General features: G+C 47.1%; 16 protein-coding genes. 7 read left to right on the top strand and 9 right to left on the bottom strand.

Going from position 1 to position 16,650, the window contains the following annotated elements:
• The first annotated feature begins 95 nt into the window (after positions 1–95).
• The 3 genes from QUA77_RS02025 (at position 96) to QUA77_RS02015 (ending at position 2,231) form a co-directional block, all read left to right on the top strand.
• Complete coding sequence (locus tag QUA77_RS02025) at positions 96–1,454, top strand: DUF3370 domain-containing protein (RefSeq protein ID WP_333449094.1); 1,359 nt, start codon at positions 96–98, stop codon at positions 1,452–1,454.
• Positions 1,455–1,577: 123 nt separating this feature from the next.
• Complete coding sequence (locus QUA77_RS02020; protein ID WP_333449093.1) at positions 1,578–1,961, top strand: VanZ family protein; 384 nt, start codon at positions 1,578–1,580, stop codon at positions 1,959–1,961.
• Between the two features lie 138 nt (positions 1,962–2,099).
• Entirely contained in the window at positions 2,100–2,231 is a 132-nt protein-coding gene (locus QUA77_RS02015) for a hypothetical protein (RefSeq protein WP_333449092.1), read from the top strand.
• A 206-nt stretch (positions 2,232–2,437) separates the two neighbouring features.
• On the opposite strand, the gene QUA77_RS02010 is transcribed toward QUA77_RS02015, so the two are convergent.
• Both QUA77_RS02010 and QUA77_RS02005 read right to left on the bottom strand, forming a co-directional pair.
• Positions 2,438–4,009, bottom strand: a complete 1,572-nt coding sequence (locus QUA77_RS02010) for a DUF4335 domain-containing protein (RefSeq protein WP_333449091.1) — start codon at positions 4,007–4,009, stop codon at positions 2,438–2,440.
• Positions 4,010–4,131: 122 nt separating this feature from the next.
• Complete coding sequence (locus tag QUA77_RS02005) at positions 4,132–4,737, bottom strand: DUF3038 domain-containing protein (RefSeq protein ID WP_172192148.1); 606 nt, start codon at positions 4,735–4,737, stop codon at positions 4,132–4,134.
• A 384-nt stretch (positions 4,738–5,121) separates the two neighbouring features.
• Here QUA77_RS02005 and QUA77_RS02000 point away from each other — a divergent pair, with 384 nt between their 5' ends.
• Together QUA77_RS02000 and QUA77_RS01995 are read left to right on the top strand one after the other, a co-directional pair.
• Entirely contained in the window at positions 5,122–5,334 is a 213-nt protein-coding gene (locus QUA77_RS02000; protein WP_242715747.1) for a helix-turn-helix domain-containing protein, read from the top strand.
• On the top strand, positions 5,324–5,875 hold the full coding sequence (locus tag QUA77_RS01995) for a hypothetical protein (protein ID WP_333449090.1): 552 nt from the start codon (positions 5,324–5,326) through the stop codon (positions 5,873–5,875). Before QUA77_RS02000 ends, QUA77_RS01995 begins: the two co-directional genes overlap by 11 nt.
• Here the strand turns inward: QUA77_RS01995 and QUA77_RS01990 are convergent.
• Complete coding sequence (locus QUA77_RS01990; protein ID WP_333449089.1) at positions 5,838–6,779, bottom strand: site-specific DNA-methyltransferase; 942 nt, start codon at positions 6,777–6,779, stop codon at positions 5,838–5,840. The genes QUA77_RS01995 and QUA77_RS01990 overlap by 38 nt on opposite strands.
• Positions 6,780–6,941: 162 nt before the next feature.
• Complete coding sequence (locus QUA77_RS01985) at positions 6,942–9,635, bottom strand: endonuclease MutS2 (RefSeq protein WP_333449114.1); 2,694 nt, start codon at positions 9,633–9,635, stop codon at positions 6,942–6,944.
• Positions 9,636–10,101: 466 nt separating this feature from the next.
• Here QUA77_RS01985 and QUA77_RS01980 point away from each other — a divergent pair, with 466 nt between their 5' ends.
• Positions 10,102–11,349 carry a response regulator gene (locus tag QUA77_RS01980; protein ID WP_333449088.1) on the top strand — a complete coding sequence of 416 codons (1,248 nt, stop codon included), beginning with the start codon at positions 10,102–10,104 and terminating at the stop codon, positions 11,347–11,349.
• Between the two features lie 279 nt (positions 11,350–11,628).
• Here QUA77_RS01980 and thrB read toward each other — a convergent pair whose 3' ends face one another.
• The 5 genes from thrB to QUA77_RS01955 form a co-directional block, all read right to left on the bottom strand.
• On the bottom strand, positions 11,629–12,594 hold the full coding sequence (gene thrB / locus QUA77_RS01975) for a homoserine kinase (protein ID WP_333038240.1): 966 nt from the start codon (positions 12,592–12,594) through the stop codon (positions 11,629–11,631).
• Between the two features lie 87 nt (positions 12,595–12,681).
• Positions 12,682–13,251, bottom strand: a complete 570-nt coding sequence (locus QUA77_RS01970; protein ID WP_333038238.1) for a Uma2 family endonuclease — start codon at positions 13,249–13,251, stop codon at positions 12,682–12,684.
• 58 nt (positions 13,252–13,309) lie between these two features.
• Positions 13,310–13,801 (bottom strand): tetratricopeptide repeat protein, encoded by a 492-nt coding sequence (locus QUA77_RS01965; RefSeq protein ID WP_333449087.1) that lies wholly within the window; start codon positions 13,799–13,801, stop codon positions 13,310–13,312.
• Positions 13,802–13,804: 3 nt separating this feature from the next.
• Positions 13,805–14,371 carry a Uma2 family endonuclease gene (locus QUA77_RS01960; protein ID WP_333038235.1) on the bottom strand — a complete coding sequence of 189 codons (567 nt, stop codon included), beginning with the start codon at positions 14,369–14,371 and terminating at the stop codon, positions 13,805–13,807.
• Between the two features lie 222 nt (positions 14,372–14,593).
• The gene (locus tag QUA77_RS01955) at positions 14,594–15,829 is read right to left on the bottom strand and encodes a VWA domain-containing protein (protein WP_333038233.1); all 1,236 of its coding nucleotides are present in this window, start codon (positions 15,827–15,829) and stop codon (positions 14,594–14,596) included.
• 72 nt (positions 15,830–15,901) lie between these two features.
• Between QUA77_RS01955 and QUA77_RS01950 the strand changes: the two genes are divergently transcribed.
• Positions 15,902–16,561 carry an ATP-dependent Clp protease proteolytic subunit gene (locus QUA77_RS01950; protein ID WP_333038231.1) on the top strand — a complete coding sequence of 220 codons (660 nt, stop codon included), beginning with the start codon at positions 15,902–15,904 and terminating at the stop codon, positions 16,559–16,561.
• Positions 16,562–16,650 lie beyond the last annotated feature (89 nt).

Genomic DNA, 16,650 nt, shown 5'->3' with positions numbered 1-16,650 from the left:
ATTTACTTTCTCTTCTCTTCCCTCTCTTCCTCTGCGTCCTCTGCGCCCTCTGCGGTTAAAAAAAATCTCAACTCCCAAATGCAAAATATCAAAAAATGCTGCCACCTCTACCAATCATCCCCTTAGCCCAAACCCCTCCCGCACCTCAAGAAATAGTCCAAATCCAAGAAGTACGACCTCTCCCCGGACAGTTAGACAACATACCAGTATTTAACAGCAATAGTCCAGAAGTAGTGCTGCAAGAAGGAATTTTGCTTTCGACATTTCCCCCGGATGGTAAAAGATTTCCGGCGGCACATTTAAACTTTCCGTTTCAAGGACGTTTCGACATATTTGCCCACCACATAGCCCGCGCACCTTCGCCGGAAGATTTGCGAACCTTATATCAAGGAGTAATTGTTTACAACCCGGGCAATAAACCAGTAAAATTAGATATATTGCAAGCTGCGAGTTATCTCAGCCAACCCGATGCACCTTTTATTGAATTGCCGCCGCAAGTCGATAATTCAAACAGCAATATTTACGCGGGGCCGGGAAGCCGCGCTGTGAATGATATTCTCAGAGGAAGGAGACAGTCAGAGTTTGGGCCTGGGTTAATTATTCCACCGGGAAAAAGCGAACTGTTGATGAATCATCCGATACCCGTTCGGGGATTAGTACCGCCGCTAAACGGTCGATCGACCTTGATGCGGTTGCGGAGCGATGGTATAGTCTATGTTGCCAGTCTGGCGATGTTTGCCCGACTTGACCCAGAGGAAAACGCACAGGGAAACGAGCGATCGCCCAACTTAGCAGAATGGCAAAACTTATTAGACAATGGTAATATAGCCGGGCCGCGCGATCGACCTCCCACACCGCCAGAAATCACCGAAGGTCAACTAATTTACGGCCGAGTTGCCGGTGTAGCATTAGGTTCACAATGGCGAGCACTTCTCTCAGACAACCCCGCCACCTCAAACCTAGCAATTCCCCAACCCGGAACAGCATTTTCCTATCCATTAAGCAGCCTCCCGCGCGGAATGCTGGGCACAAATCAAGTGCAAAGTGCGAGGATGCTAGTCCGCTACCCAGATACAGCATACCGCGCCCACGGCAATTACGGAATTCAATACAGTCTCAGCTTGCCGCTGTACAATTTTACCAGCAAAAATCAAACTGTAACTGTCGCAATTCAAACTCCAATTAAGACAGACAAATTAACTTCAGGTGGACTTAATTTTTTAGAACCTCCGGCACCTCAAACTTTTTTTAGGGGGACGGTTCGAGTGCGCTATACTGATGACAGTAAAGTGCCTCAAACTCGCTACGTGCATTTAGTCCAGCGGCGGGGACAGCAGGGGGAACCTTTAGTAAAATTAGAGATGAAATCGGGAGAAAAACGACTGGTAGAAGTAGATTTTATTTATCCGCCAGATGCGTCGCCGCCGCAAGTTTTGACAGTGAAAACAAATTAAATTCTAGCGGCTGCTACGGGTAGGCAGACGGCTACAAAAACAATGCGTAATTAACCAGATTTGATATTAGTTTCGCGTGGCGCCAACTTGGTTGGTGTCTAGTCGGTATTGGCAAAAAACAAGATGAACTTCTCAAAAAGATTCTGGGTAATTGCTTGCTTTGTGTACGTTTTAATTCTTGTCAGTATCATGCTTTTAGCAGGTACGGGGAAATTAGTCAACTTTCCTCTCGCTCATCCGCCTTATGACAAACTCGGTCACTTTATTTTGTACGGAATAGCATCTTTTTTGTGCCATAGAGCAACTGGCAAAAAAAATATCAATTTGTTTAATTATTCAATTCCTTTCGGGCCCGCAATTTTTACTATGTTCACTGCGGCAGAAGAAATGCTGCAAGCCATTTTACCAAATCGTACTGCTAGTATTGAAGATTTTTTATATAGTTTTTGCGGGATTGCAGTTTTTTATTGGATTGGAGAAGTTTGGGATAGAACAAAAGGGCATTGATGATATAGAAGGAAGTTCGGCAACGGATTCCGCAACGGATGTCAGGAAGAAGGAAGTTCGGCAACGGATTCTGCAACGGATGTAAAGGATAGAAGGAAGAAGGAAGTTCGGCAATGAGCACTGTACAAGATGTAACGGATGTCAGGAAGAAGGAAGTTCGGCAACGGATTCTGCAACGGATGTAACGGATGTCAGGAAGAAGGAAGTTCGGCAACGAGCACTGTACAAGATGTAAGGGATGTCAGGAAGAAAGAAGAAGGAAGTTTTTAGAGTGCACAATCCGAACCTGTTGACGAGTGTCAGCCACTTTTTTTACTGGTGACTCTGCCCGCACGGATCAAGAGATATGGGTAGCAGAAACGGGAGCAACTGTCAATATGCTGGCTGCTGCTGCAGTTAAAAAGTGATTTTTTTGAACTCATTTAACATTAGCAATTAACCGGGATTTCCAATCTGAACAATGTATTGGAGAGCGTTTAATCACTCTCTTCCAAAAAGGTTTGTACTCGACCGCTTGGTCGCAAAACAACTCTAATTTTCGGGTTTTTGCCATTAGAAACGGCAGAAACAAACGGCTCGCCGACTAATGGCATATTAGCTTGCTCGATATAATCTGCTGCTGCTTTTCCCATCGGCACAATACTTTGAACTGACCCATTTTCATCGATCAGCACGCTGTATTCCAAAGTTTGTTCCATTCCTTCTGGAGGCTTCCAGCGTTCCTCAAAGTAAGTTCTAGCTTCTGAAACTTGAGGAATTGTATCAAATAAAGTGCGGTTTTTTTGGCTTGCCGCAGCCTGGTTGTTGTCCTCGGACTCGGTGGTTGGTTGAGCGTCCTCAAGCGGTGGGAGTTCGGTACTGGCGGGGGGGACAATCGGCTCGATGGGGCTGGGGAAGGGCTGTGGCGGGGGAACGGGAAATCGGGAAGCCGACAGGGAGGGCGGCAGGGGGGGCGGTACGGCGGGAGCTAGTCTCGGCGGTAGGGGGGGCAGCACGTAGGGTACTGGTGCGGGTGCTTGGGGGGCGGAAATGGGCGGTTCTTCGGGGGCGGGAATAGTGATTGTTTGCCCTTGAGGGAAAGCTGGGGCGCTCTGTGGGGCGCTGGCTGCGCTGCCGTTGGGGGGAAATAGCAGGGCTGGCTGCTGGATGGGGCTGGGTTTGTTTGTGGGGGGAGTTGGGGCGAGGGCTATGGGGGGCAAGCTGGGGCTGGGGGAGGCGGCGGTGTTGATGGGCGGGGGCGGCAGGGGCGGTAAAGTGGGTGTGGCGGCGGGTGTTGGTGCTGGGGGTGTCGGTAGGGCGGCAACAGGACTGGGGGAGACGCCGGCAGCTAACTGGGGGTTTCCTGGATCGGGGGCTGTGGCGGTTTGGGGGGAGGTGGCGGATCGATCGAGCAGTTTGATAATTCCTGTCGTCAGGCCCGCGCTGGCGACCATCATTGCTGCCACCTTGAGCCAGGGCGACGACAGCGGCCGTCGGGGTTCGCGGTTGAGGTTGGGAAGCGCCATCACTTCGGCGGCGCAGTCATCTAGTGCTGTGGCCAAGTCAAACAGTTGCAGGGTGCTCAAGGGAACTACTGGCCCGGATTCTACGGCGCTCAAAGAGCCTAAAAACAAGTTGTGGGCAAGCAAGCCGCGGGGTTCTAAGCGGGGGGGAACCGGAAGGTAGGAGGTTGGGAGAGAGTAGGGGTTTGAGGTTGCTAGTTCGGAAGTGTTGACGGATCGATCGAATATGACGGCGTTACGCGCGACTTCTGGCGAGTCTGATCCCGCAGGGATACGGCCTGTTTGAGATGTGAGGTTGTTTTCCCAATCGCGGGCTTCGCCGAGCAAGTTTTGGACGTAGTTGCTGACAGCTTCGTGGAGGGTTTCGAGTTGAATTCGATCGCCCCTGAGAGTAACGTGTTGGGTATCTGGCAGCCTGGGGTCGTCGAGTCGCAGCTCGAAACTTAAAGATTTAAACACCGGTTGGCCCGCCCAGCGAGATAGAGGCGAACTTTTGGCTGTAATTTCCAGCGTGCAAGTGGGGGGCGTGTACCGTTTGAGAACCATAGCAGAAAGTCTGTTGACTGTGGACTGTGGACTGTTGACTGGTGAGTGTAGACTGTTGACTGTGGTTTAATTCTTAGAGCCGAAAGTCTGTTGACTACTGACTACTGACTACTGAGTGTTGGTTAATTTTTAGCACGGTCTAGAAGAGCCAGCCAGAGGCGGCGGTGGCCACCGGGACTGCTGTAAAACAGCAAATCGATCAGGAGTTTGAGGGCCAAATCAGTCAACTCTCGGGCCGATAAATTTTCTGCATCTTCCATGCGCGAGCCATAAGTGTTGCTGAACCTGTCAATATAATCTCCCAGCAAAGCGATGGTGTGAGGTTCGCGGTTTTGCTCTGCCATTTGTTCGAGCAAAGCAACAGCCCGGCGGATTAAAGCTTGGTGCTGTTTTGCCAAATGACAGCTTATCAAAACGAGCGATCGAGCTTCCTCCACATCGAGTTTTTTGCGCCCTCCCTGACCTTTCCGCAGCGGGTTAGATTGGCGCAGCCGCCACAAAGCTACCCGATCGGCTACCATTGGCTCTAAATTCAGTTCGGCTGCTACCTTGAGCATCGCCTCGGAGCCAATTTCTGCCAGTGCTTCTAGGGCTAGCAGCACTAAATCCAGTTGGGCTTTAATGTTGTCCAACTGGGTAGGTTCTGGTGCTTTTTGGGTCAATTCTTCCCAGTTGGGAGATGGGCCCGTTTCGTTTGTGGGAGCGGAGGACTTTACGGTCGAGCGCATGGCTTCAGCACGGGAAATTAAGACTGGTTGAGGCAGGATATCAAACAGTATGCACTGATTAAAGCTTTTGGGCCTGTGGGCAACAGCACATCTGTTAAGTTGTCTCCATAGCTCGTTGCTTTGATTCCGGCAATCCTAACTGTTGGACGGAGTTGCGGGCTAAAAGTTGCGGCTTCAAGTTCGATCGATCGCAATCCGCAAAACCCAGAGATTTTTACTTCTAACCATCCTACGCCGCAGAGCGACCGAAATCAAATCAGTGCTTTGAAACTATCGGGACTTATATCAATGCAAAGATCCTAGCGCTCTCGAATGCTACTTATAGTCTGTCGCTACTTATAGTCTGTCAGATTATAGTTGTCATTGCTTCATCTGGCGCCATCTATGGATATTACGGAGCAATTTGGTAAAAAAGTTAGACATTTCAGAAAGCTCAGAAATCTTTCCCAAGATCAGCTTGCAGAACTATCTGAATTACATCGCACCTATATTGGTTCAGTTGAACGAGGTGAAAGGAATATAACGCTACTTAATGCCAGCAAAATAGCCAAGGCATTATCAGTTAGTCTAGCCGATCTGGTAATTGATGATGACTGAAAGAAGACTAGAGCAAATTTTAGCAAGATACCAAAACTCATTTACCGATAAAATTTATGCAGAAGAGAATGAAGAACACGATATTTTAATGGATGTGTTTTGTATTTCTCCAATAATAAAAAAAGAAAATAGGCAATATTGGGGACGTGAGTTAGGTATGTGTTGGCAATTGTTAGTTACTGAAACGTGTAAAACATATTGCAGTAGCTTTCAGCCAGCATTTAAAGTTGGAAGCGATGAGCCGTGCGATCTGATTGTTGATGGGTACGCAATAGATACAAAATATCGTATTGGTTCAGGAGACTCTGGAACACTGAAAAAGTTCAAATCTTATGGCCCACTACTTCGTACTTATAATTACGAACCCGTATTTTTAATTCTCAGACAAGATAATTTGCCCGCAGCTATTACAGCGTGCCAAGTAGGGACTTGGAAAGTCTACACTGGGGACAATTCGTTTGAGTTCATAAAAACAATAAGCGGGTTTGATTTAAAGTCATTTCTTATTGAAAAAGTGGGAGAATTCCCTGTATACCGCTGAAACTATCAAGGCGCTTGTTGATAATCTCTATGTAGTCAGGTACTATTTCAATGCCAATATACCTAATGCCAAATTCTTGCGCCGCCAGCAATGTGGTTCCAGATCCTGCGAAAGGATCGATTAGAATAGAATTTTCCAAACGCGGTACAAATATTTCGACCAGCTTTCTCATTAGAGCGATTGGTTTAACGGTGCAATGGACGTTAAACTCCTCGGTTTTCTCACGCTGTATACCTTCTAAAATATTTGACTGAAAACCACCAAACTGATCTTTAGTATAAAATAGACCAGTACCATACTCCTGTAGAGTTTCCAAGTAATTATTGACCAGTGGTTTTTGAAGTACGCAGATTGCTTCCCATTCATTCCTCAAACAACTGTGCCAACCATCCCATTGTTCAGAATTTTCATATCCTTTCTTCTCTAACTGTTGTTTGATATTGACACCTTTAGGGATACCACTCGATCTTTTATAAACAAGAATATCTCTCGCATAGAAACCAGCACTTTCAAGTGCTACTTGTACGTGAGCAACAGTCCGCGTGCTGTTGAAAACTAAAACTGTCGCACCCGGTTTGCAGATCCGAAAAAGCTGCTCGCCCCACTCAAAGCACCACTTTTCATAATCCAGAGTGTTGTTACGATTCCTTTGATACCATTTTTCGTTTCTGACTCCACCTGCTAAACCACTGCCATAGGGAATGTTTTTAACAAGGGTTTTATTTCCCTTGCCATTGACTTTTTCAATACGCCTTTGAATTTCTGAGTCATCCCATTTATGACCAATAAATTCATAATTATAAGGTGGGTCAGTGATACACGCTGAAATATAATTTTCTGGCAATGTCTTCATTACTTCACGACAGTCGCCCACCAAAACTTCATTTGAGGGATGTTTTTTCATTAGTCAGGCAGTTACTAAAGTGGTAAATCAACTCTTAATTAGGCAACATTTGCAGTATAGTATTCATTCCGGTTGCATCAGTATGATGATATGTTCGTTGCGACTTGTTGTGCTGCCGAGAACTATATAATTACGAGTCAACCGGAAATGCGTAACTCCTGACTATTTCAAATAAACCACCGTCACACCTGCACCTCCTTCTTTTTGACTGGCGAGCTCAAAGCGGGAAACCTGCGGGTGATTCGCGAGGAACTCGTGAACGCCGCGCCGCAACTGTCCCGTACCTTTGCCGTGAATTATCCACAGCACTCCGTATTCCACGGCCTTGGAAAGAGCTCTGTCTATTTCGATTTCCGCGTCTGAGACTCTCGCACCCCGTAGGTCGATCGAATTATTAGCAGTGCGAATGGCGATTTCGGGATTGGGTTTTGCAGGTTCCGCCGCTGCTTGCTTAGCTTTAGCCGTAGCGAGTGCTTGTGCTTGGGCGGCCGCCTTGGCTAATTGAGCTTTAGTTTCGGGTTTTTCACCGTCGAGGGATTCAATTTCTCCTAGTTTGACAGTCATTTTCATAATCCCAAACCGAACGCTCAACTCTTCGTTAGCGTCGGGGCCGCTGAGGACTTCGGCGGTTTGGCCCAAGCTGGGAATGCGGATGCGATCGCCCACTTTCGGCATAAAACTCGGTTTGGGTTTAGCCGGTTGCTGTCGAGAGGGCAGGTGTTTTTGGGAAATTTGATTTAAGGTTTCTGTCGCTTGTTGGGCATTTTGAGCCGTCTGGTTGCCCGACTGCAAGCGACGAATGATTTGAGCAATTTCTGATTTTGCCGACCCTATCGCCTCATTTACTGCCACTTCCTGAGCTATTTTTAGTTCTCGCTCCCGCTCTTGCAAAGCGGCTGCTTTTTGAGAAACTTCTCTGTGCAGTTTTTCGGTTTGGTGTAGCAGTTGAGTTGCTTCTCTGGCTTTGGTTTCCTGTTTCCGGCGCTGTGCTTCGAGTCCAGCAATCACTTGATTGACATCTTGAGAGGCTCCCCCGACATAGGTTTGAGCTTCTTCGACAATTTCTGCTAGCAAACCGAGTCTTTTGGCAATAGTCAGGGCGTTGGAACGTCCGGGAATTCCCCACAGCAAGCGATAGGTTGGCTGCATGGAATTGTCGTCAAATTCTACTGAGGCATTTTCAAAACGGGAGTCTTGATATTTGAGGGCTTTGAGTTCGCCAAAGTGGGTAGTTGCAACTGTTAATAGGGAATGTTGGGCGAGGTATTGCAACAGGGCGATCGCCAATGCACTGCCTTCTGAGGGGTCTGTCCCCGCTCCTACTTCGTCTAACAAAACTAAAGATTTTGGAATTGGTAATTGGGAATTGGTAATTGGGATTTGGGGTTGGGAAATTTGTAATTTAGGTTTGAGGATTGGGAGAGCAGAAACAGTGTTCTGTGTATCTGTGACTTCTTCGTCTTGCTGTTGGGAATTAGTAATTGGAAGGTTTGAATTTTCTTCCCCTTCAGCCTGCGATTTATTGTGTAAAACTTCTAAAATGCGGCTGATGCGACGGATATGGCCGGAGAAAGTAGACAAACTTTGCTGCAAAGATTGTTCGTCGCCGATATCGGCCAAAATATTGTCGAACCAAGGCAATTCTACGGGTTCGCGGGCGGCAACAAACATTCCGGCTTTCGCCATTAAAGCTGCCAAGCCCAAGGTTTTGAGGGTGACAGTTTTGCCACCTGTGTTAGGACCTGTGATGGCGACGACGCGGATGTGCGGCGCGATCGTTAAATCGACCGGCACGACTGGAAAGCCTTGCTCGTGATGTTGCTGCCAAACTAATAAAGGATGGCGCAACTGGCGCAGGGTAATTTGCGATCGCAGGTTGCGAATTAATAATTGACTGTTTTCTGAGTTTTCCTCATCTTCTTTTTCCTCATCTTCTTTTTCGGGATTTTTTGGTGCTAATTCGGGTTCTCCCAATTCGATAAATTTCGGCGGATTTGCTTGCAACCAAAAACTATAACGCGCTTTAGCGACCGCTAAATCTAAAGTTGTAACTACCACCACCAATCTGTCTAAATCGGGTTTTACTGCTGCGACTTGCTCCGTGAGGGCGCGGCGGACTGCTTCTTCTTCGGCTTGTTCTTGCCTGAGCAACTGCCGCATTTGGTTGTTAAGATTGACTGTGCTGTGGGGTTCTACGTACAGTGTCGCGCCGCTGGCCGAGGAGTCGTGAACGATGCCCGGTATGGCATCTTTTTGGGGAGCTTTGACTGGAATGACAAAGCGTCCGCTTCTTTGGGTAATTAGCTGTTCTTGTACGGCGTTGGATTGACGCTGCAAAATCCCCTGCAATATTTGATAAATGCGATCGCGCAACTGCCGCATTTGAACTCTAATTCCTGCTAATTTAGGAGTGGCTCTGTCTGCTACTTGAGCGCGATCGTCTATACAGCGATGGATTTCTTGCTCTAGTTCGGGATAAGTCCGCAATTGGGCTGCCAGTTCTTTGAGCGTCGGCACATCTGCCTGAGAGTCAATTATCCGGCGCAATTGCCTTGCTCCGGCGAGGGTAGTAGCAATTGCCAGCAATTCTTCGCCGCTGAGCAAACCTTGCAGTTCGGCTCGCTGCAGCGAAGTGCCGATGTCTTGGATTCCTTCAAAACTCAAAGCACCGCCAGCGCGGCTCTCTAACTGGTAAGCTTCCTGAGTTTGGGCTAGGAGTTCTGCTGTTTGAGCTTGAGTTGCCGGGATTTCGAGGTCTAGGGCGGCGGCGACGCCAAGTTTGGTGGCCGCGAAGGTAGCCAAGTGCTGACACAGGCGCGGCCATTCTAATAGTTCTAGTGTTTCGGCTTGAATCAAAGTTGAGGTGGTGTTGGTAATTGGCATTCTCAGGCGCTGACCGAGAAGGTGAATTTAACGAGACTATTAATTGATTTTAAAGTTTTTTATTGTTTCCTGGCGCAATTTGAGAAACTATCTGCGATCGCCCTCAGCAGTCTTTCGGCAGAAAGCTCTGATGTACCATTAATTACGAAGGAGAAAATTTGCATTTTTGCATTGCCCGTCTAAAATTATACCTTCTAGTGATACCAGTCCCCAAAAAATATGCAACTCTAGGCAAGCTCCCAACTATTATTATACAGTAAGTCATTACCAATTTTTTGCTCTAAAATATAAAATCTAAAATGGTATGGGCGATTTGGGGTTTTGAGGGAGCGGGCATCGGTTGTTTTTTGATGTAATTGAACTATTTTGGAATTTTAAATCTGTCAGCGCAATTCTGGCGGTTGTATCCTAAAAAGTAATTTGTGGAGTTAGTAGAAGTATGGCAAAGATTCTGGCGATCATCGGGGATACTGTGACTTTTCAAGTTGTCCAAGAGTTACTCAGCCAAGATGGGCATCAGGTGAGAGTCGTTTCCGACGATAAGGAGAGTTTAGAATTGGCGAGGGAATTGTCCCCCGATGCGATAATTTGCGACGGGACTTCGCCTCAAATCAACTTTTTGGAGGTGTGCCGGCTGCTGAAAGCCGATGGAGAATTGGCGACAGCCTATTTTATTCTGCTGACAACACCGGAGCAATTTGATGAAATTCAAGAATTGGATGCGCCCTTTGACGATTTTCTGTTTAAACCGATAGTTAAGCAGGAATTATTGGCGCGGGTGCGCGCGTCTCAGCGATCGCGCGAGTTGAGGGCGCAGTTGGCTCTCACCCAGCAAGAATTGCAACTGTCGCGCGATCGAATGCTGCAAACAGAAAAAATGTCAAGTTTGGGCGAATTGGTATCAGGTATCGCCCACGAAATTAACAACCCAATTACTTTTATTTACAGCAATCTAACTCACGTCCAAAGCTACGCTACCGATTTAATTGACCTGCTGCGATTGTATCAAAAACAGCTAGTAGCTCCTGGAGCGGAAATTCTGCAAAAACAACAAGATATGGATGTGGAATTCGTACTCGACGATTTATTAAAAATTGTGAGTTCCATGCGTACCGGGAGCGATCGCATCCGCCAAATAATTTTGTCGCTACAGGATTTTTCCCGCAGCGATCGATCGGGCTGGCAGTTATTTGATGTTTCCGACGGTTTAGAAAATACTCTGTTATTGTTACAGCACCGCTTGCCGGCTCGCGAGGGAAGGCGAGACATCAAGGTGATCAAACAATTCGGCAATTTGCCACAGATTGAATGTTACGCAGGGCTGCTCAATCAAGCTTTTCTGAATATCATCAATCACGCGATCGATGCTTTGGAAGAGTCGGCTCAAGAGTTAGAGGAGTTGGAATCCATCAAATTTAAGCCAGTCATTTTGATTACCACTCAGGTGGTCGATGCTCAGCGAATTTCGATTGAGATTGCTGATAACGACATCGCACATAGCAAAGATACCACAGCCGAAATTTCTGAGCCATTTTTGGGAGCAAAACCTGCGGAACCACCCATATCATCGGGACTTGCTCTCAGCTATCGGATAATTGTAGAGCAGCACAAAGGAGAGTTCAAGTGTTTTTCCGAACCGGGTAAAGGCACTAAAATTCAGATAGAGATTCCGCTGCGTCACAGTTAATTAACAGTATTTACCGTTGGTGGGGGCGGGTTTTTGAGATAGTTTGTTTTAGCCTGAAATTCTTGTGAATCCGCCCCTACAATGACTGCACTTTTTTAAGGTAAAATTTTGTAGAGGGAATGGCAGAAGTTATCGAAAAGAGACTTGAGTTGATATTTAAGAGATTTGAAGGAGAGAGGAAGAGAATAGAAATATGAATAATTCCAAGAGGGGAAACCACGGGAGATTGCCCCTACAAAACACGGTTATGTAGATGTTGCGTGTCTAGGAGTGGAATAACTAAAGGGAGACTTGCGCGCCTTGAGTATCGAGGCAGATCGCCCTTACATCTGCCTTTACCTCAAATTCCATCCAAGCAGCCGCCATTTCCCTCACAACCGCATCAGCATTAGTAGCATCCGTTAAAGCCAAAAGCGTTGGGCCCGCACCGCTAATTACCATTCCACAAGCCCCTGCATTCACGGCGGCTTGTTGCACCGCTTCATATCCCTTAATCAGTGATTGCCGATAAGGCTGGTGAATTTTGTCTTGGAGGGCGCAGCGCAGCCAGTTTTGATTGCCACTTTCCAAAGCCCGCACTAGCAAACCGAGGTGTGCAGCATTAAAAATCGCGTCAGCCTTACTGTAATCTGCTGGCAAAACTTGGCGCGCTTCGGCTGTAGAAAGCTCAAAATCGGGAATGGCTACCACGGGCACAATATTTGGATGCCAGGGAATGTCGCAAATTTCCCAGGAACCCCCCCCCTGCCCCCCCTTACTAAGGGGGGGTTGGGGGGGTGGATTGCTAGCAGCGAGGCGACAACCTCCGAGTAAAGCGGGGACAACGTTGTCTGGATGTCCTTCAAGTTCGATCGCCAATTGCATCACTTCCACCTGACTCAAAGGCTTTCCGGCTAATTCATTTGCACCGACTAACCCACCGACAATAGCTGTGGCGGAACTCCCCAAACCTCTAGCCAGCGGCACTTGCATATCTATATGTATGGCTACAGGGGGCGGCGATTGGTTGAGGCGATCGTATAACTTGAGAAAAGCTTGATAAGCGAGATTGCTGTCGTCTGTCTTGACTTTGGCGGCTTCTTTGCCTGTAACAGTAATTTTTAGTTTCTCTGTTGCTGAGGGTTCGAGTCGGGAGAATTGGAAGCGGTTGTAGAGGCTTAAAGCGGCGCCGATGCAGTCAAAGCCGGGGCCTAGGTTGGCGGTTGTGGCGGGTACGGTGACGGTGACAGTGGAAGTTTCGGGCATTTTTTGAATAGTTAATTTGGAGTGTTTAACCGCAGACGGAGACAGATGAACACAGATGAATTTTTGGTGTTTGTGCGATCGACTATTTTAACTGATTCCTAGAACATCTTCGTAAATTTGTGCGATCGGGCATTGAAAGTCTACGCTAGCCAAGCGAACTTCTTCGCCCTCCGCGTAAGGGTAAAGTTCCCAGCGCCCTTCTGCATTGCGCTGGTAAGATTCTACACTGATTCTTTCTTGGTTAATAACTACGTATTCTTGTAAAGTTTCTAAGGTGCGGTAGTCGGCAAATTTATTTCCGCGATCGAATGCTGCTGTTGTTGGAGATAAAACTTCTACGATTAAGCGCGGGTAGCGTTTGAAATATTCCAGGCTTCTATCTCTTTCATCGCAAGTCACCATGATATCTGGATAGTAAAACACGTCGGCTTGCTCAATTCTGGCTTTCATGTTTCCCCCATAGATGCGACAACCTCTGCCTCTAATATGAGTTGTGAGCAAGTTTACTAAGTTGATGCAAATAGTTTCATGGGCATCACTTGCTCCTGCCATTGCATAAATTTCGCCTTGTCTGTATTCGTGCTTGATGGGGCTGATTTTTTCGCCTTCTAAATAGTCTTCTGGGGATGCGTACTTGTGACTTTTGTTGGCAATCATAATTGCTCTTTGTTAAAGACTAACCATATTATAATTATAATATGTTTTCAAAAGCCATTTATTCTTGCAGCATTTCAAGGTGCTTGATGGCATCTTGATAATCGTTGGTATTGCCATCTTTTTGATAGAGTTCGGCTGCTTTCTGATAATCGGCGATCGCCCCCGGTTTGTCTTCTAAGAATTCGCGGGCTCTGGCGCGGTTGTAGTAGGCATCGCCGTAGTTGGGGTTAATTTCAATTGCGCGATCGAAATCCGCTTTAGCTGCTGAATAGTCTTTGAGATTGCGGCCGTGGATGATGCCGCGTTTGTTGTAGGCTTTGGCGTAGTTGGGGTTGAGGCGGATGGCTTCGGTGTAATCGGCGATCGCCCCTTGAATATCTCCAGCCTCTGATTTGGCTAAAGCACTATTGAATAAATCTTCAGCAGGATTTTGAACAATCGTTTTTTGAGCTATTAATATTGCGGAGGATTTAGCAGAAACAGGGGATATATTACCAAAGATAGTAAAGATTACTAGAGTAGCAATTAAATTGTAAAATGATGATTTCATAATTTAGGCAAAAATTTGAGCTACAGAACAACTAAAACCGGGCAACAAAGGGGAAGTTAGTTCATCATTGTTCAACAGTGTAGCAATGATCCTTAAACTTGCTTGTTCCCTGCGATAAACTTCTATTTGTCGCAACCGCCAATTCACAATCCAGTATTCCTGTACTCCTCGTACCGAATAGAGTCTGAGTTTCAAATCTCTATCCCGTCTTTCATTGTCTGCACCGGGGGACAATACTTCAACAACGAACTCAGGCGCGGCGGTTAAATAGCCTGCTTCGTCTAGCAAGATAGCCAAGCGTTCATTGCTGGCCCAAACTACATCAGGAATAACGTTATCAGCATCCGTGAAAATTATACCCGGATTGATTCCTGCTCGTCCTAAATTAGTCTCTCGCGACCAAGTATTAAGTTCTTGGTAGAGGTTGCCTATAGCCTGTTGATGACCCCAATGCGGTGCTCTAGTCACAAATAGCTCCCCATCAATAATTTCATAACGATCGCCGTTATCGGGCAATAGTTCTAAATCGGCGGTAGTCCAGCGTACTTTATCAGATATTGTCTGGTTCATACAAGCACTCTTGATAGGTGATAGAAACATTCTAAACGATCGAGCTTCTACACGATCCACAGCTTGAAACAATCGGCATACACTGACTTTCGCTTTCTGCAGGCGAAACTCAGAATATTGAAACCCGCCTGGGTGCGGGTTTCGTTTTTGTTGATGCGATTTGGCATCGCCGAATTGTCCGATCGGCAAATTTAAAATTATTTAAAATTTCAAATCGCGCGGTTACTTCAAAATAGTTTTAGAAGCAATCCGAGTTTTCTTGCGATCGGCTTCACTCAATTGTTCACCAGATTGCAAACGAGTAGCAGAGGTTTGCAGCACAGTTGCGGCACTTTTATCGCCCATTTGCAAAGCAGTTTTAGCTGCTGTTTGCAGCATCGTTGCCGCGCCGGCGCGATCGCCCTGTTGCAATCTAGTTTCTGCGAGTTGAGTTTGGCGGTATTTAGCCAAAGCTAAAATGTGCTGCTGTACAGTCGGGTTAAGAGCCGGCTGATAAACTTTCTGGACATTAGCAGAAACTGCAACAGGATCGGAAAGCAAACTTTGACCGACAGTCGGATCGTCGTAGCGAATTTGCAATTGCCCGATCGCCTGTGTACCTTCGGGCAACTGTCCAATATAAATATTAGCCAAAACTACTCGCTCTATATCCTTCATTAAATCTCCCAGGCGCACCATAAAGCGATCGCCCTCTTGCTGTACCGGTAATTCGATCGTATCCGGGGAAACTTGGGCGATCGGTTTGAGTTCGGCTAACCGTACTTTTGGCATCAGTGAAAATAGCAAATAAGCATTAGTCAAACCTACACCTTGGATGCGAGTAAATAGTTTGCCAAACTCGTCAACCGCATCTTCGGGACGCTGAATGTGAGCCAGAGCACCGCCGCCAGCGTCAGCAATCTTTTCCAAAATATCCTGGTTCCAGTTATCGCCAAATCCCAAAGAATTTAAAGTCATGTTGTAGTCGGCAGCCAATTTAGCCAACTTCAAACAGCGGCTGTCGTCGCCGTGTTCGTTTTCGCCGTCAGTCAGCAGAAATGCTTGAGATATAGCTTCTTTTTTGCCTTTGCCCAACTCTTCAATACCTAACTTAATGCCCTCATCAATTGCTGTGCCACCGGCCGAGCGCAATTGCTCAATTTGCCGTTTAATGCTGCTGGGATCTCCTACAATTTGATTGGGGACGAGGACTTTGGCTTTATGATCGAAAGCCACCGCGCAAAAGCGATCCCCAGGCTTCAACCTGTCTAGCAACCGTCCGGCGGCTTGTTTGACGGTTTCCAAGGGGCGTCCGCCCATAGAACCGCTGTGGTCGAGAATCAGGCACAGGTTTAAGGGTACGCTGGAGTCGATCGAGCTTGCCGTCGCAGACACCGAAATCGCTAGCTGGCGCTGCGTTGAGGGCGCAGCAGCGTCAAGGTTAGGGTCGTTTAAAACCGGGAGCAAACTAACTTTCATGCGGGATACCTAAAGATTGCGTTAGTATTTCTTTAAGAATAGCTCCATCAGTTCAGGCAACATTTCGGTTATATGAACACACCAATTAAAGCTGTGCAATCGCCATACTACGGGGAAGGGAACTCTCGGACGCCACCTCCCGATTTGCCATCCCTGTTGCTGAAGGAGCGGATCGTTTATCTGGGGATGCCTCTGGTGCCTGCGGTAACAGAACTGATTATCGCTGAACTGTTGTTCTTGCAGTACGAAGACCCGGATAAGCCGATCAAAATCTACATCAACTCGACCGGCACTTCTGGTTACAGTGGCGAACCCGTCGGCTTTGAAACAGAAGCCTTCGCTATCTGCGATACGATCAGGTACATTAAGCCGCCTGTGCACACTATTTGCCTCGGTTCGGCAATGGGGATGTCTGCGATGCTGTTAGCGGCTGGTACAAAAGGCTTTCGGGCGAGTTTGCCGCACGCTTCGATTGTGTTGCACCAACCCAAGGCTTACACGCGGGGTCAAGCAAGCGACATTCAAATTCGGGCTAAGGAAGTGCTGGCAAATAAAGCGACGATGCTTGAGATTTTTGCAAGCTGTACTGGCCAACCGATCGAAAAGATTACTAAAGATATGGATCGGTTGCTGTACATGACGCCCCAGGAAGCTAAAGAATACGGTTTGATCGATCGCGTTCTTGAAAGTTCGGAAGAATTGCCGAAACCGCTGCCTGCAGGAGTCATCTAACTGGGAATGGGGAATGGGGAATGGGGAATGGGGAATGAGTAAGAATTAAGGGTTAATGGCTAGTAGTTTCTACCCTGATTAGTTATTCA

The sequence above is a fragment of the Microcoleus sp. K5-D4 genome, from assembly GCF_036704575.1.
In the GTDB taxonomy this organism is placed as follows: Bacteria; Cyanobacteriota; Cyanobacteriia; order Cyanobacteriales; family Microcoleaceae; genus Microcoleus.
This window is presented reverse-complemented; position numbering and strand designations above follow the sequence as displayed.

Bases quoted from the DNA above. Each gene is read 5' to 3' on its own strand.
- QUA77_RS02025 (WP_333449094.1), top strand. From the start codon at position 96: ATGCTGCCACCTCTACCAATCATCCCCTTAGCCCAAACCCCTCCCGCA.
- QUA77_RS02020 (WP_333449093.1), top strand. From the start codon at position 1,578: ATGAACTTCTCAAAAAGATTCTGGGTAATTGCTTGCTTTGTGTACGTT.
- QUA77_RS02015 (WP_333449092.1), top strand. From the start codon at position 2,100: ATGTCAGGAAGAAGGAAGTTCGGCAACGGATTCTGCAACGGATGTAAC.
- QUA77_RS02010 (WP_333449091.1), bottom strand. From the start codon at position 4,009: ATGGTTCTCAAACGGTACACGCCCCCCACTTGCACGCTGGAAATTACA.
- QUA77_RS02005 (WP_172192148.1), bottom strand. From the start codon at position 4,737: ATGCGCTCGACCGTAAAGTCCTCCGCTCCCACAAACGAAACGGGCCCA.
- QUA77_RS02000 (WP_242715747.1), top strand. From the start codon at position 5,122: ATGGATATTACGGAGCAATTTGGTAAAAAAGTTAGACATTTCAGAAAG.
- QUA77_RS01995 (WP_333449090.1), top strand. From the start codon at position 5,324: ATGATGACTGAAAGAAGACTAGAGCAAATTTTAGCAAGATACCAAAAC.
- QUA77_RS01990 (WP_333449089.1), bottom strand. From the start codon at position 6,779: ATGAAAAAACATCCCTCAAATGAAGTTTTGGTGGGCGACTGTCGTGAA.
- QUA77_RS01980 (WP_333449088.1), top strand. From the start codon at position 10,102: ATGGCAAAGATTCTGGCGATCATCGGGGATACTGTGACTTTTCAAGTT.
- thrB (WP_333038240.1), bottom strand. From the start codon at position 12,594: ATGCCCGAAACTTCCACTGTCACCGTCACCGTACCCGCCACAACCGCC.
- QUA77_RS01970 (WP_333038238.1), bottom strand. From the start codon at position 13,251: ATGATTGCCAACAAAAGTCACAAGTACGCATCCCCAGAAGACTATTTA.
- QUA77_RS01965 (WP_333449087.1), bottom strand. From the start codon at position 13,801: ATGAAATCATCATTTTACAATTTAATTGCTACTCTAGTAATCTTTACT.
- QUA77_RS01960 (WP_333038235.1), bottom strand. From the start codon at position 14,371: ATGAACCAGACAATATCTGATAAAGTACGCTGGACTACCGCCGATTTA.
- QUA77_RS01955 (WP_333038233.1), bottom strand. From the start codon at position 15,829: ATGAAAGTTAGTTTGCTCCCGGTTTTAAACGACCCTAACCTTGACGCT.
- QUA77_RS01950 (WP_333038231.1), top strand. From the start codon at position 15,902: ATGAACACACCAATTAAAGCTGTGCAATCGCCATACTACGGGGAAGGG.